Genomic DNA, 13,272 nt, shown 5'->3' with positions numbered 1-13,272 from the left:
CTGCGCGCGCCTCCGGTCGGGCTACGCCCGCCCTCCGCCGCACGCAGCGCAAGGCCATCTTCAACAAACCAGCATCATATTATCCGAAAAGGGGGTCCCTCTTCGACGCCGATCGGGGGTCCCTTTTGAACGCCGTTTGACACGATTTTCTGGAGCAGAGCGGGTTCCGGGCCATGGCTGCAGCGTCTGTGCATGACATATTCCACGCTCTCGAAAAAACATCCGTCGATGCCGTGGTGCTGGACGCCGCTTTGCGCGGCGCGGATGGGCTGGACCTGTGCCGCGACGTGCGCGAACGGAGCGACGTGCCGATCATCCTGGTCGGGGCCAACAGCAGCGAGGTCGATCGCGTGGTCGGGCTGGAACTGGGTGCCGACGATTATATGGCAAAGCCCTATTCGTCGCGCGAACTGGCGGCCCGTCTTCGCGCCGTCATGCGCCGCGGGCGAAACGAACGGATGCTGGTGGCGAACGGTTCCGGTCAGGCGCTGTTCGACGGCTGGACCATGGATTTCGGGCGCCGGGAAGTCATCGCGCCTGACGGCGCCCTCATACCGTTCACGGCGGCGGAGTTCGCATTGCTGGCCGTGTTCGTCGACCATCCGCAAACGATCGTTGCAAGACCCCGACTGATGGAACTGGCGGGCGTCCGCGATGGCGCTTCGTCCGATCGTAGCGTCGATGTACTGGTCAGCCGCCTGCGCCGGAAACTCGCGCGGGGTGGCAATCCTGCTCCCATCGTCACCGTGCGAAGCGCGGGTTATATGTTCAGCGCCCCGGTGGAGCGGCGGTAACAGGCCCTTTTGGCCGCTGGTCAGCGCGATCCAACCATGTTCCGCCTCCAGACATGATTTTTTACAAAAGCGCTGCGCTGCAGCAAACTCATGTCCCTATCCTTTAAACTCCGCCGATCCCCCATCGGTCACGCAATTATAATGAGGATAGTCCCATGAACGAGCTTATCGGCCGCGTCTTCAGTTTCGAAAAGAACACCTATCCGACAAAAAGCAGCCTCTACAGCAAGCTCGCCAACGAAGGGCAGAGCCCCAAGGCGTTGATGATTTCCTGCGCCGACTCGCGCATCGTTCCCGAACACATCATGCAGGCGGAGCCGGGCGACCTGTTCGTCTGCCGCAACGCGGGCAACATCGTGCCGCCGCACGCCAGCCAGCTGGGCGGCGTCACCGCCACCGTCGAATATGCGGTGATGGTGCTGGGCGTGCGCGACATCATCGTGTGCGGCCATAGCGATTGCGGCGCGATGAAGGCGCTGTCGACCAACGCTGACCTGAGCGCCATGCCCAATGTCGCGGCCTGGTTGCGCCATAGCCATGCCGCGCAGAAGGTCGTCGCCGAAAACTATCCCGACGACCTCAGCGATGCGGAAAAGCTCCGCAATACCGCGCTTGAAAATGTCGTGGTCCAGCTCGCCCACCTGCGGACCCATCCGTCAGTTGCGTCGGGCATCGCCCGCGGCGAGATCGCGCTGCACGGCTGGTATGTCGATATCCATGCCGGACAGGTGCTGGGCCTCGACGGCGAGACCAACCGCTTCGTGCCGCTGCGTGAGGGCGAGCCTCTTCCCGTGGCGCTTCCCCAGGCCCGCCGTCTGGCGGGTGAAACCGCCTTTGCCGTCGCGGCGGAGTAAATCATGTTGAAATCCCTTTCCGGCGGCGCTCTGGGCCGCGACTTCACAGCGTCGATCGTTGTGTTCCTGGTGGCGATGCCACTGTGCATGGGCATTGCCGTGGCTTCCGGCGTGCCGCCGGAAAAGGGGCTTATCACCGGCATCATCGGCGGCATCATCGTCGGTCTACTGGCGGGATCGCCGCTTCAGGTCAGCGGCCCGGCGGCTGGCCTGGCGGTCATCGTCTTTGAAATCGTGCGCGAACAGGGCCTGTCGGCGCTCGGGCCGATCCTCATTCTGGCCGGCGCGATCCAGTTCGTCGCCGGTCTCATGCGTGTTGGCGGATGGTTCCGCGCTATCTCGCCCGCGGTCGTGCACGGCATGCTCGCGGGCATTGGTGTACTGATCGTCGTCGGCCAGTTCCACGTGCTATTCGACGACAAGCCGCTGTCGAGCGGCCTGCACAACCTGATCGCCATGCCCGGTCAGATACTGGGCCTGTCCAATGGCGACGCTGCCACGGCTTTCGCGGTTGGGCTCGTAACCATCTTCAGCATGCTGGGCTGGGAGAAGTTCCGCCCCGCATCGATGAAGCTGGTGCCCGGCGCGCTGGTTGGCGTGGTCGCGGCCACACTCGTTGCTTTCGCGCTCGGCCTTCCGGTCGCTCGCGTCGTCGTGCCTGAATCGATCATCGGTGCCGTCACGCTGCCCGAGCAGGGATTGCTGGCCCAGTTGCTGAACCCCACCGTCATCACCACCGCCATCGCGATTGCCTTCATCGCCAGCGCTGAAACATTGCTGTCCGCGGCGGCTGTCGATCGCATGCACAATGGCGTGCGCACCAATTACAACAAGGAATTGAGCGCCCAGGGTATCGGCAACCTGCTATGCGGTTTCGCCGGCGCGCTGCCCATGACCGGGGTTATCGTGCGGTCGTCCGCCAACGTTCAGGCGGGCGCAAAGACACGCCTGTCGACCATCCTGCACGGCGTCTGGATTCTTGGCTTCGTAGCCCTGCTGCCGTGGTTGCTGCGGGAAATCCCGATGGCGGCGCTGGCCGGTATCCTCGTTATCACCGGCGTTCGCCTCGTGAGCGTCGCGCATGTGAAGCATCTCTTCCACCTCTATGGTCCGCTTCCCGCGGTCGTATGGGCGGCGACGCTGATCTGCGTGGTGGCCACGGACCTGCTGACCGGCGTGCTTGTCGGCATCGGACTGTCGGTCATCGAACTGCTGCCCCATGCCCGTCGTCTGCGTCTCAACGTGGAGGAGGAAAACCGGGGTGAGGCGCATGAAGTCGCGCTGCATGGCACTGCGACCTTCCTCAGTCTGCCCAAGCTGTCGGCCAAGCTGGAATCGCTTCCCGCCGCCGGCCTGGTGATCCTGAATGTCGAACGGCTTGGTCATATCGATCATACTTGCGCTGAAATGCTGCGCGAATGGGTCGATCGCCGTCGCGGTTCGGGTGCGCCTGTGGAACTGTTCGGTGCGACCGGGCGGCTGCGGCACATCGTGGCATAACGACCTGATTCAGCTAAATATATGGCCCCCGCGCTGCATCCAGCGCGGCGGCTTTTTCTTTGTTTCGCCGCACGATCATTGTTGCAGTCGCGCAACAGCATTTCCGATCATTTCGCATCTGCAGGAAAAAACGGTTCCCCAAAAATGGCTTTGCATTTAGTCATACGCCATCCGCAGGCACCCGGAGCAGGATTAACAGACTCTGGGGCCGTGGAAGCAGGACGGGACATTCACTCGTAAAGGGGAATGTTTCATGAAGTATCAAATCGCCTGTGCCGCCCTGGCGCTTCTCTCCAGTGCTCCGGCCTTCGCTCAGGAAGAACCCGCAAAGCCCGTCACCGTCACCGGCACCGTCGGCCTCGTATCCGACTACCGTTTCCGCGGCGTTTCGCAGAGCGACCGCGGCATGGCCGTGCAGGGTGGCTTCACCATCGCGCATGAAAGCGGTGCCTATGTTGGCACCTGGGGATCGAACCTGGGTGGCTGGGGCCGTTTCGGCGGCGCCAACATGGAGCTTGACCTGATCGCCGGTTACGCCGCGTCGCTCGGCGAAGGCACCACCGTCGATGTGGGCCTGACCTGGTACATGTACCCCTCGGGCGCTGACGAAACCGATTTCGCCGAACCCTATGTGAAGCTGTCGCACCAGTTCGGCCCGGTCAAGGCGCTGGTTGGCGTTGCCTATGCGCCGAAGCAGCAGGCGCTGGGGGAAGTGTGCAGCGACGCCGCTTGCACCGTGTTCCGCCCGGGCAAGAAGAACGACAACTTCTATAGCTGGGCCGACGTGAGCGGCGCGATCCCGAACACCCCCGTTTCGCTGAAGGCGCATCTGGGTTGGTCGAAGGGCAATCCGGGCCTTGGCCCCAACGGCACGTCGGTCGCGCCGACCGGCAAATATCTCGATTGGCTCGTCGGTGCGGACCTGGCCATCCCTGGAACGCCGCTGACCGCCAGCATCGCCTATGTCGACACCGACATCGCGCGGGTCGAGGAAAATTACATCCGTCCGAACTTCATGGTCAATGACGGCAAGGACTTTGGCAAGTCGATCGCGCGCAGCACGGTGGTCTTCTCCATCACTGCCGCCTTCTGATGTCGTCGTGCCGGGCCGGTTCTTCCGGCCCGGCATTGTCGCGCTTCACCTGTCCGGCGCGTGACAAATTGTTGCTGCATATCCCTTGGGCAGAGGATGGCCGGTCGTCCAGTTGACCGTGCAACAGGCCGGGCTTATCCCGATGCCATGCTCATTCCGCCTCGCATGCCCTCATGACCGCACCGTCGATCATCCTGGTCGAAGATGACCCGCCGTTGCGGACGCTCACCACGCGCGCGCTACAGGAACATGGCTATCTGGTCCGTCCCGCCTCTTCGGGGCCGGAAATGTGGGTCGCTTTCGACGCTGGACCGGTCGATCTCGTCGTGCTGGACGTGATGTTGCCGGGCACCAACGGCATTGATCTCTGCCGTCAGATCCGCCGCAAGAGCGATGTTCCCATCATCTTCATCAGCGCGAAGGGCAGCGAGACCGACCGTATCGTCGGCCTGGAGCTGGGCGCTGACGACTATCTGCCCAAGCCTTTCGGCACCCGTGAACTGATCGCTCGCATCCGCGCCATCCTGCGCCGCGTGGGCGTGGAGCGCGGGCCGGACGAGCATCGTGAAAGCGAAGCCCATTTCGACGGCTGGGCGGTCAGCTTCCCGCGTCGCGAACTGCGATCGCCCACCGGCGCCGTCGTGGAATTGACCGGCGCGGAGTTCGACCTGCTCGGCTCCTTTCTCAGCCACCCGCAGCGAGTCATCGCGCGAGAACGGCTGATCGAATTGTCGCGCACCCGCATGGGCGACAGCAGCGACCGCAGCATCGACGTGCTGGTCAGCCGGCTGCGTCGCAAGCTCACCACGCAGGACAAGGCCGCGCCGATCACCACCGTCAGGGGGGTGGGTTATATGTTCAATGCAGAGGTCAGCCGCGCTTGAACTGGCATATCAGGGGACCGCTGGGGCTGCTTGGCCGCCTGTTCGCGATCCTGCTGCTGACGCTCACGCTCGAATTCGCCGTCGGCACGCTGATCTACGAACGGGCGAGCCAGCTTTCGTTGCAGGATGACGAAGCAAGGCGGCTGGCGGAGCATCTGGTCATCGCCCGCAAGCTGCTTGCCGAAAGCCCGCAGGACGACCGGCGCGCCCTGGGGTATCAGCTGACGACAGATCGCTATGACGTCCACTGGTCGCCGGTCGCCCCGCCGCCGCCGCCATTGTCGCCCGAACTGGAACGGATGCGGCGTCAGATCATCACCTGGGAACCGACGCTTGAGAAATCCGGCCTCTGGCTGCGCATCACCCCCGGCCGCCATTCCGAAATCAACGGTGGCCTGCAATTGCCCGACCGAAGCTGGCTCTATTTCGGCATGCGCCATATCGGGGGAAAATGGGCCTTCACCATTGGCCGCATGGGGCTGGCGCTCATCCCCGTGCTCGCGCTTCTGGTGGCGGGATGGCTGCTCATGCGCCGGACGCTCGCGCCGCTGCGCGACCTGACCCATGCCACGCACAGGATCGGGCGCGGGTCCGAAGTCATCGTGCCGGAAGCGGGCACCAGCGACGTCCGCAATCTCATCTCCGCCTTCAACGCCATGCAGGCACGCATCCATCGCCTGATCGACGAGCGCACCGAAACGCTGGCGGCGGTCGGACATGACCTGCGCACGCCGCTCGCCCGCCTGCAACTGCGGCTGGAGGAAGTGAAGGACGCCGACGTGCAGGACGCCATGGCCGGCGATCTGGAGGAAATGGGCGCGATGCTCGAATCGCTGCTCGCCTATCTGGGCGGCGAAAAGGATCCCGAAACGCCCGTGCGCACCGATATCGCCGTTACCATAGCCACGGTTGTCGACGCCTTTCAGGATCATGGACAGGACGTGACCTATGAAGGGCTCGACCATCTGGAACTGGAGGTGCGCGCCCTGTCGCTTCGGCGCGCGGTGCGCAACCTTATCGAAAATGCCCTTCATTATGGCCATCGTGCGCGCGTCTCGGTCGACCGGAAGGGCAATGAGGTACTGATCCGCGTCGATGATGACGGCCCCGGCATCCCCCGCGATCGTTTGGAGGAGGTCATGCTCCCCTTTTCCCGGCTGGACGACGCCCGGCAGCGCAACACCAGGGGGCTTGGCCTGGGACTCGCCATCGTCCAGAAAGCGGTCGCTGCCGAAGGCGGGCAATTGATCCTCGCCAACCGCCCGGACGGGGGCCTGCGCGCGGAAATCTGCCTCAATCTGCCGCGTCAGGGCCGGCGCGCTTAGAAAGAGAAACTTTCGGTCCCCAAGCAAAACTCGTTTATCGGCGCGCCTCGGCCCGAGCTATGCCAGCAGAAACATGGTTCAAGGGCGCATCGGATGGCGGACGACGACAATCATAGCTTGGAAGGATATTGGGATCTGGACCAATTGGTCGCGGATCTGGGCGCCGCGCGCGGCCGCTGGCGGCAGGCGCAGCAGCATCACGCGGAATATGGCGCGGAAGGATTCCCATCGCGCGCCAACCTGACGAAGATCATGCAGGCGCTGTGCGGCGCGCTCTTCCCCCTGCGGCTCGGCCCCAGTTTCGTGCGCCTCCATAATGAGGACGCCTATGTCGCTGAAACGCTGCAGACGGTGCTTAGCCGGCTTTACGGCCAGATTCGCCTGGAGCTGATCTACGCCCTGAAGGACGAGCCGGATACGGCCGTGGACGCGGAGGCTGCGCGCATCATCGGCGGCTTCGCGCAAAGCCTGCCGGGTTTGCGCGACCTGCTGGACACGGATGTGGATGCCGCCTTTGTGGGTGACCCGGCAGCGCGCAGCGTGGACGAGGTGCTGATCTGCTATCCTTCCATGCTGGCGATCATTCACCATCGTCTGGCGCACAGGCTGCATGTGCTGGGCGCCCCCCTCGTGGCGCGGATCATCTCGGAAATCGCCCACAGCGCGACCGGCATAGACATCCATCCCGGCGCGACCATCGGGCACAGCTTCTTCATCGACCATGGAACCGGCGTGGTCATCGGCGAAACCGCGATCGTCGGCAATCGGGTGCGCCTCTATCAGGGGGTAACGCTCGGCGCGCGCAGCTTCCCCTCGGATCGCAGTGGCAGGCTGGAAAAGGCGCTTCCCCGCCACCCCATCGTGGAGGATGACGTGGTGATCTACGCCGGCGCGACGGTGCTGGGCCGGGTGATTGTCGGCAGCCGGTCGGTGATCGGCGGCAATGTCTGGCTGACCGACAGCGTGCCGGCGGACAGCAACGTCCGGCAGGCCAAGGCCCAATATGAAGTCACCAGCCGGGTCGAGGTGTCCGCGCCGCACCGCGTCCATGCGATTCTGGAAAGTACGGACGGGGTCGGCGAGAATATCTGACAGGTAAGGGCGCATCATTTCCCCAGCGCTGGGCCGGGGGACGCGCCGCCGCCTATTTCCCCGCGCAGCTGTCCCCGTCGCCGGCGATCAGGTCCAGGCAACGCCCGTCGATCTGGTCTTTAGGCACCGGCAGGGCGATCAGCGCGGCAAGGCTCGGCATGATGTCGACCGTCTCCACGCCCATCGGCTGCTCGAAATGGCGCATCCCCTTGCGCCAGAACAGGATGGGTACGCGCCGGTCCGCATCCCATGGCGATCCGTGCGTGGCGACGGTGCCCATCACCGCCTGTTCGGGGATCGCCATCACCCGCGGCTTCAGCAGCAAAAGCAGGTCGCCCGACCGTTCGGGATCGAAGCTGGCGCGCGCTTCCTGAAGCAGGGTCCAGCTTTCGGGCGGCCCGGAAGGGGAGGGGGTGGCGGCGATCTGCGCCTTCGTGAATACCGTTTCGACCTGCGGATGGGCGCGCAGCAACGTCAGCGCTTCCGCCTCCACCCTGGCGCGCTGGGCAGCGGTCAGCCCCTTGTCGATATACAGGTCGCCAGAAGGCCCATCGCCCCAGATCACCTTCTTTCCTGGCAATCCGGCCTTTGCGGCCACGGAGTCCGACAGCGCCTTGGGCGTCAGCGCCATGTCGACTCGCTGTTCCATGGGGATGGCGTTCAGCCGATAGCGTTCGGGCAGGTCATGGCCGCCATGATCGGCCGTCAGCACCACGACATAGTCGATCCCATCCTTGTCCAGCCGGTCGAAGAACGCACCCAGCTCCTTGTCCAGCCGATCGACCTGGATACAGCTTTCGGTTCCCTCTGTTCCGTAGGTGTGGCCGATATAATCCGTCGCGGACAGGCCGATGGAAATGATGTCGGTCTGCGCCTGCTTGCCAAGGTCCATGGCCTCGATTGCGGCGGCGGCGAAGGCCAGCGTCATCGCATCCTGTTCGGGCGAGATGCGGAACGCCTTATAGTCGCCGGCAGCGCGGGCGAAGCGGCCCGTGCCCACGGTCCTGTCGCCGGCACGAACCGGGAAATCTTTGGCCGCGCATTGCATTGGCAGGTCAAAGCCCGCATTCGCCTGCGCCAGCCGCTGCGCCATCACGTCGTTGACCCGCGCGACCAGCGGCGGCGTCGCAACGCCCTTGTAGCTGACATAGCCTTGCGGTCCGCCCAGCCACCAGACCTGATCGGCGGTCGGCCCGCCCATCATGATCGCGGCGCGATCCTTGCCCGATACGGACACGACGCGCGTCGCGGGATTGGCCGCCTTCATCCGCCCGCCCAGCGTCGGCACGCGCAGGTGGACGGGCGATGCCACATATTTGTCGCTGCTGCTGCCCGGCTGCGTTTCATCCTCGGCGCAATAGACGGCCTTGTCCGCCCGGCCGGTCGACAGGTCGAACCATGTGTTGGCGATGATGCCGGTGCGCGAAGGGCGGCTGCCCGTCAGGATGGTCGAGTGACCGGGGCAGGTCTCGGTCGCGGCATGGCTCTGATAACCGCGCGGAAAGACAGCGCCTTCTTCCGTCAGCCGTTTCAGCCCCGCGCTGTAATATTGCCGATATTCGCTGAACAGGTCGGCTGAAAACTGATCGACGCTGATCGCGACGATCAGCTTGGGCGGCGTTGCGGGCATGGATGTCGCTGCCGATGCCGGTGCGGGCGAGGATGCCGGAGACTGAGCCGCCAGCGGCATGGCGGTGGCGAGCAACAGGGTGGCGGCGACTCGTTTCAACATTCTCGTGCCCTTCTCATGCCTTGACGGCGGTTGGGGAGCGACCTAGCCCGCTAGCATCCACTCGACCAGAGGTCCGATGCGCATTTTTCAAGTCATAATGATGACGCTGGCGATGCTGACCAGCCTGGCCGCCGCGCAACCCTGGGCCTTCGCTCAAAGTGGCGCGTTTGGCGGCGGACCCGCCCATATCGCCGCGCAGTTGGTGGCGGAAAGCAGCGCTCCAAAGTCCGGGGAAGGCACGACCATCGCCTTTGCCATGACGCCGGAAAAGGGCTGGCACGGCTATTGGCTCAATCCGGGTGACGCGGGCCTTGGCATGACTGTCCAATGGACGCTGCCCAAGGGTGTGAGCATAGGCGCGCTGCGCTACCCAGTGCCGGAAACGCTGCTGATTTCGGGCCTGATGAACCATGTCTATGAAGGTCCCTATGCGATCCTCGCTGAGCTAAAGGTCGCGACCGACGTTCGCGTCGGCACGCGCCTGCCGATCCGGGTAAAGGCCAACTGGCTCGCCTGCACGGACAAGGTTTGCGTGCCGGAAAGCGGCGAGTTGACGCTTGATCTGGTTGCGGGCGGCGGAAATGTCCCGGCGGCGCAGCAAGCTCGCTTCGACGCATGGCGGACCCATCTGCCGCGTCCCCTGGGGTCGGAAGCAACCTATGCGACGGACGGCGGTCGGCTGCGTCTGTCCGTTCCTTTCCCTGCCAGCGCGCAAGCCAGCGACATCCACCTCTTCCCTCTGGCGGAAGGCCTTGCCCGCTACGCTGCGCCGCAGACGATGTCGCGGGACGGCGACAGGCTTCTGATCGAAACGGACGCCGCGCAGGGAGGCAAGGGGGGCGTGGTGCAGGCTGTGCTGCGCACCGGCGACCATGTCGGCTTCCTTGTGACCGCGCGACCCGGCCCTGTCGCGGGCGGATCGTCTGGCGGACAATGGAGCGCGATCCTCGCGGCGTTAGGCGGGGCGCTGCTCGGTGGCCTGCTGCTCAACATCATGCCTTGCGTCTTTCCGATCCTCGGCCTCAAGGCGATGAAGCTGGCAAAGGCGGGCGGTGACGAACGAATCGTCCGACGGGAAGCGCTGGCCTACGCCGCCGGGATCATCCTCACCTGCTTGGCGCTGGGCGGGCTGCTGCTCGCATTACGCGCGGCGGGGGGAGCGGTGGGCTGGGCCTTTCAGCTGCAGGACCCGCGCATCATCCTGGCGCTTCTGCTGCTGGTGACCGCCATCGCCTTCAATCTCGCCGGCCTGTTCGATCTCAACGCCTATGGCGGCGGGGGAGGGCTGGTTGGAAAAGGCGGCCTTGCCGGCGCATTCTGGACGGGCGCGCTGGTGGCTTTCGTCGCCACGCCCTGCACCGGTCCCTTCATGGCGGCGGCGATGGGCGCGGCGCTGCTGCTGCCGCTTGCCGCTGCACTGGCGATTTTCGCAGGCCTCGGCGTCGGACTGGCGCTTCCCTTCCTGCTGCTCGCCTACATCCCCGCGCTCCGTCGTCGGCTGCCCAGGCCCGGTGCGTGGATGGGCCGGTTCCAGAAGATCCTCGCCATTCCGATGTTCCTGACCGCGCTCGGGCTTGCCTGGCTCCTGGGGCAGCAGCGCGGCGTATCCGGCATGACCATCGGCCTTGGCGCGGCGCTGATCCTCGCTCTACTGCTCTGGTGGCTGGGCGGCCGGCAAAGGACGGGCAGGTCTGGTGGCTGGATCACCCTTGTCGCGGCGTTCGCGTTGCTCGGTGCCGCCGTGTCCGCCTTGCCCTCCACTGCTCCAGCATACGCAGAAAACGCCGGGGAGGCTGTCCGTTTCGATGTCTCGAAACTGGCCAGCCTGCGCGCCGCGAACAAGCCGGTGTTCCTTTATTTCACCGCCGATTGGTGCCTGACATGCAAGGCGAACGAGGCGGCCGCGATCGACCGGGCCGAAACGCGCGACGCCTTTCGAAAGGCCGAGGTGATCGTGATGGTGGGGGACTGGACCAATGCCGATCCCGCCATCACCCGCTTCCTTGAAAGTCAGGGGCGCTCGGGCGTGCCGCTCTATCTCTGGTATGCGCCGGGCAAGGAAGTGCAGACGCTGCCGCAATTGCTGACGCCCGCCACGCTGACCGCGCTGGTGCGGTGATGGCCAAGATCCGTGCCGATCAGTTGCTCGTCGACCATGGCCTTGCCGAAAGCCGGGCGCGCGCGCAGGCGCTGATCCTCGCCGGCCTCGTCTTCCTTGGCGACCGCAAGATCGAGAAGGCGGGGCAGCAGGTGGCGGACGACGCGGAACTGGACGTGCGCGGTCGCGATCATCCCTGGGTATCGCGCGGCGGGATCAAGCTCGCCCATGCGCTGGATGCGTTCGGCATCGACGTTATGGGCTTCGTCGCCATTGATGTCGGATCGTCGACCGGGGGCTTTACCGATGTGCTGCTGACGAACGGCGCGGCGCGGGCCTATGCCATCGACAGCGGCACCAACCAGCTTGCGTGGAAATTGCGCTCTGACGACCGCGTCATCGTGCATGAACAGACCAGCGCCCGCATCCTCACCGATGCACATGTTCCCGAACCGGTCGACATCATCGTCTGCGACGCGAGCTTCATCAGCCTGGCAAAGGTGCTGGAGCGGCCGATCGGCTTCGCGCGCCCCGGCGCGCATCTCGTCGCGCTGGTGAAACCGCAGTTCGAGGCGCGGCGCGAGGAGGTGGGCAAGAATGGCGTCGTTCGCGATCCGGCGGTGCATCAACGGGTGTGCGATGAGGCCGGGCTTTGGGTGCAAAGGCAGGGCTGGACCGTCACTGGCCTGACGCAAAGTCCGATTACCGGACCCCAGGGCAATATCGAATTTCTGCTGTACGCCCGGCTTGGCGGATAACGCGTCCATATTCGTCTTCCGGCTCGATACATAATGATACACGCCGTGACCAAGGCGCGGCTTGTCCCACCCGAAAAGGCTAGTAAGCCCAATATCATGCGTCTCTTTGTGCCCATCATTATCACGACCCTTTGTCTTGCCGGTTGCAGCGGTGAAAAGGAGAGGAAGCCGCGCACGCTTCCGCTGGTCGAAGTCCGCCCGATCGCGCGTGCGTCCTTCTCCGACGATCTGGAGGCGGTTGGTACCGCGCTGGCGAACGAACAGGTCGTGCTGTCGGCACCGGTGACGGAGCGCGTGGACAGCATCCACTTTGCGGACGGCGGATATGTGCGCCAGGGTCAGGTCATTGCGACCATGGCGGTGGCGCAGGAACGCGCCGAACTCGCCGCCGCGCAGGCGCAGGCGCGCCAGGCGCAGCAGCAACTCGACCGCATCCAGAAGCTCAACAGCCGGGGCTTCGCTACTGCCGCGTCGCTGGATCAGCAGGTGGCGCTGGTCAATTCCGCCCGCGCCAATGCGGATCAGGCGCGCGCCGCCATTACCGATCGCACGATCCGCGCGCCTTTTTCCGGCTATGTCAGCCTGCGCACCATTTCTGCGGGCGCGATCATCCCTGCCGGCACGGCCATCGCGACCGTCAGTGACATCAGCCGCATCAAGCTCGACTTCACAATTCCCGAAACGCGGCTGTCGACGATCCATGAAGGCATGCCGATCAAGGCGCAGTCCGCCGCATGGCCGGACCGGCCGTTCAATGGAACCATCGCCACCATCGATCCGGTCGTCGATCCCGTCAGTCGCGCCGTGCGCGTTCGCGCCATCCTGCCCAATCCCGACCGTGCGCTCAAACCCGGCATGTTGCTGACGGTCAGCGTGCTGGCCCGTCAGCGCCAATCGCTGGCCGCGCCGGAACTCGCGATGGTCGGCGAAGCGGATGACCGCTATCTCTTCGTTCTGGAAGGCCGTACCGCAAAGCGGGTAAAGGTCGACACCGGTATTCGGCAGAACGGCATGGTCGAGATCACTGGCGGGGTGAAGGCCGGCCAGAAGATCGTCACCGAAGGCGTGGTCAAGCTGACCGACGGCGCCACGGTCCGTCTGGCCGGCGACAAGCCGGCTCAGGGGGCGGGCGGGGGCAGTCC

Annotated in this window: 10 protein-coding genes and 1 pseudogene; 10 read left to right on the top strand and 1 reads right to left on the bottom strand. The window is 64.8% G+C overall.

Translation table 11 applies throughout. The features are described 5' to 3' along the window. Window positions 1-143 precede the first annotated feature (143 nt). The 7 genes and pseudogenes from AX724_RS01500 to epsC all read left to right on the top strand — a co-directional run. Window positions 144-794 (top strand): annotated as a pseudogene (locus tag AX724_RS01500) (response regulator); the annotation flags it as partial. A gap of 155 nt (window positions 795-949) precedes the next feature. Continuing rightward, window positions 950-1,648 (top strand): carbonic anhydrase, encoded by a 699-nt coding sequence (locus tag AX724_RS01495; protein WP_066762810.1) that lies wholly within the window; start codon window positions 950-952, stop codon window positions 1,646-1,648. Between the two features lie 3 nt (window positions 1,649-1,651). Further along, window positions 1,652-3,148 carry a SulP family inorganic anion transporter gene (locus AX724_RS01490; protein WP_066762808.1) on the top strand — a complete coding sequence of 499 codons (1,497 nt, stop codon included), beginning with the start codon at window positions 1,652-1,654 and terminating at the stop codon, window positions 3,146-3,148. 253 nt (window positions 3,149-3,401) lie between these two features. Further along, window positions 3,402-4,241, top strand: a complete 840-nt coding sequence (locus AX724_RS01485; protein WP_066762805.1) for a TorF family putative porin — start codon at window positions 3,402-3,404, stop codon at window positions 4,239-4,241. A 173-nt stretch (window positions 4,242-4,414) separates the two neighbouring features. Next, window positions 4,415-5,125 carry a response regulator gene (locus AX724_RS01480; RefSeq protein WP_066762803.1) on the top strand — a complete coding sequence of 237 codons (711 nt, stop codon included), beginning with the start codon at window positions 4,415-4,417 and terminating at the stop codon, window positions 5,123-5,125. Then, a complete protein-coding gene (locus tag AX724_RS01475) occupies window positions 5,122-6,450 on the top strand; it encodes an ATP-binding protein (RefSeq protein WP_156447967.1) in 1,329 nt (442 codons plus the stop codon). The genes AX724_RS01480 and AX724_RS01475 overlap by 4 nt, the downstream gene beginning before the upstream one ends. A 93-nt stretch (window positions 6,451-6,543) precedes the next feature. Continuing rightward, window positions 6,544-7,542 carry a serine O-acetyltransferase EpsC gene (gene epsC / locus AX724_RS01470; protein WP_066762801.1) on the top strand — a complete coding sequence of 333 codons (999 nt, stop codon included), beginning with the start codon at window positions 6,544-6,546 and terminating at the stop codon, window positions 7,540-7,542. A 52-nt stretch (window positions 7,543-7,594) separates the two neighbouring features. Here the strand turns inward: epsC and AX724_RS01465 are convergent, their stop codons facing one another. Then, window positions 7,595-9,274 (bottom strand): alkaline phosphatase family protein, encoded by a 1,680-nt coding sequence (locus AX724_RS01465; RefSeq protein ID WP_066762797.1) that lies wholly within the window; start codon window positions 9,272-9,274, stop codon window positions 7,595-7,597. Window positions 9,275-9,350: 76 nt separating this feature from the next. Here AX724_RS01465 and AX724_RS01460 point away from each other — a divergent pair, with 76 nt between their 5' ends. From AX724_RS01460 to AX724_RS01450, 3 genes are all read left to right on the top strand, one after another. After that, complete coding sequence (locus AX724_RS01460; RefSeq protein WP_066762794.1) at window positions 9,351-11,393, top strand: protein-disulfide reductase DsbD family protein; 2,043 nt, start codon at window positions 9,351-9,353, stop codon at window positions 11,391-11,393. Next, window positions 11,393-12,130 carry a TlyA family RNA methyltransferase gene (locus tag AX724_RS01455; RefSeq protein WP_066762792.1) on the top strand — a complete coding sequence of 246 codons (738 nt, stop codon included), beginning with the start codon at window positions 11,393-11,395 and terminating at the stop codon, window positions 12,128-12,130. The genes AX724_RS01460 and AX724_RS01455 overlap by 1 nt, the downstream gene beginning before the upstream one ends. A 96-nt stretch (window positions 12,131-12,226) precedes the next feature. Further along, the coding region (locus AX724_RS01450) for an efflux RND transporter periplasmic adaptor subunit (protein ID WP_066762812.1) at window positions 12,227-13,272 on the top strand (1,046 nt) is incomplete at its 3' end.

Source organism: Sphingobium sp. CCH11-B1, from assembly GCF_001556865.1.
In the GTDB taxonomy this organism is placed as follows: Bacteria; Pseudomonadota; Alphaproteobacteria; order Sphingomonadales; family Sphingomonadaceae; genus Sphingobium.
This window is presented reverse-complemented; position numbering and strand designations above follow the sequence as displayed.

What these genes read in the sequence shown, in the direction of transcription:
- AX724_RS01495 (WP_066762810.1), top strand. Translation starts at nt 950, where the DNA reads ATGAACGAGCTTATCGGCCGCGTCTTCAGTTTCGAAAAGAACACCTAT.
- AX724_RS01490 (WP_066762808.1), top strand. Translation starts at nt 1,652, where the DNA reads ATGTTGAAATCCCTTTCCGGCGGCGCTCTGGGCCGCGACTTCACAGCG.
- AX724_RS01485 (WP_066762805.1), top strand. Translation starts at nt 3,402, where the DNA reads ATGAAGTATCAAATCGCCTGTGCCGCCCTGGCGCTTCTCTCCAGTGCT.
- AX724_RS01480 (WP_066762803.1), top strand. Translation starts at nt 4,415, where the DNA reads ATGACCGCACCGTCGATCATCCTGGTCGAAGATGACCCGCCGTTGCGG.
- epsC (WP_066762801.1), top strand. Translation starts at nt 6,544, where the DNA reads ATGGCGGACGACGACAATCATAGCTTGGAAGGATATTGGGATCTGGAC.
- AX724_RS01465 (WP_066762797.1), bottom strand. Translation starts at nt 9,274, where the DNA reads ATGTTGAAACGAGTCGCCGCCACCCTGTTGCTCGCCACCGCCATGCCG.
- AX724_RS01460 (WP_066762794.1), top strand. Translation starts at nt 9,351, where the DNA reads ATGCGCATTTTTCAAGTCATAATGATGACGCTGGCGATGCTGACCAGC.
- AX724_RS01455 (WP_066762792.1), top strand. Translation starts at nt 11,393, where the DNA reads ATGGCCAAGATCCGTGCCGATCAGTTGCTCGTCGACCATGGCCTTGCC.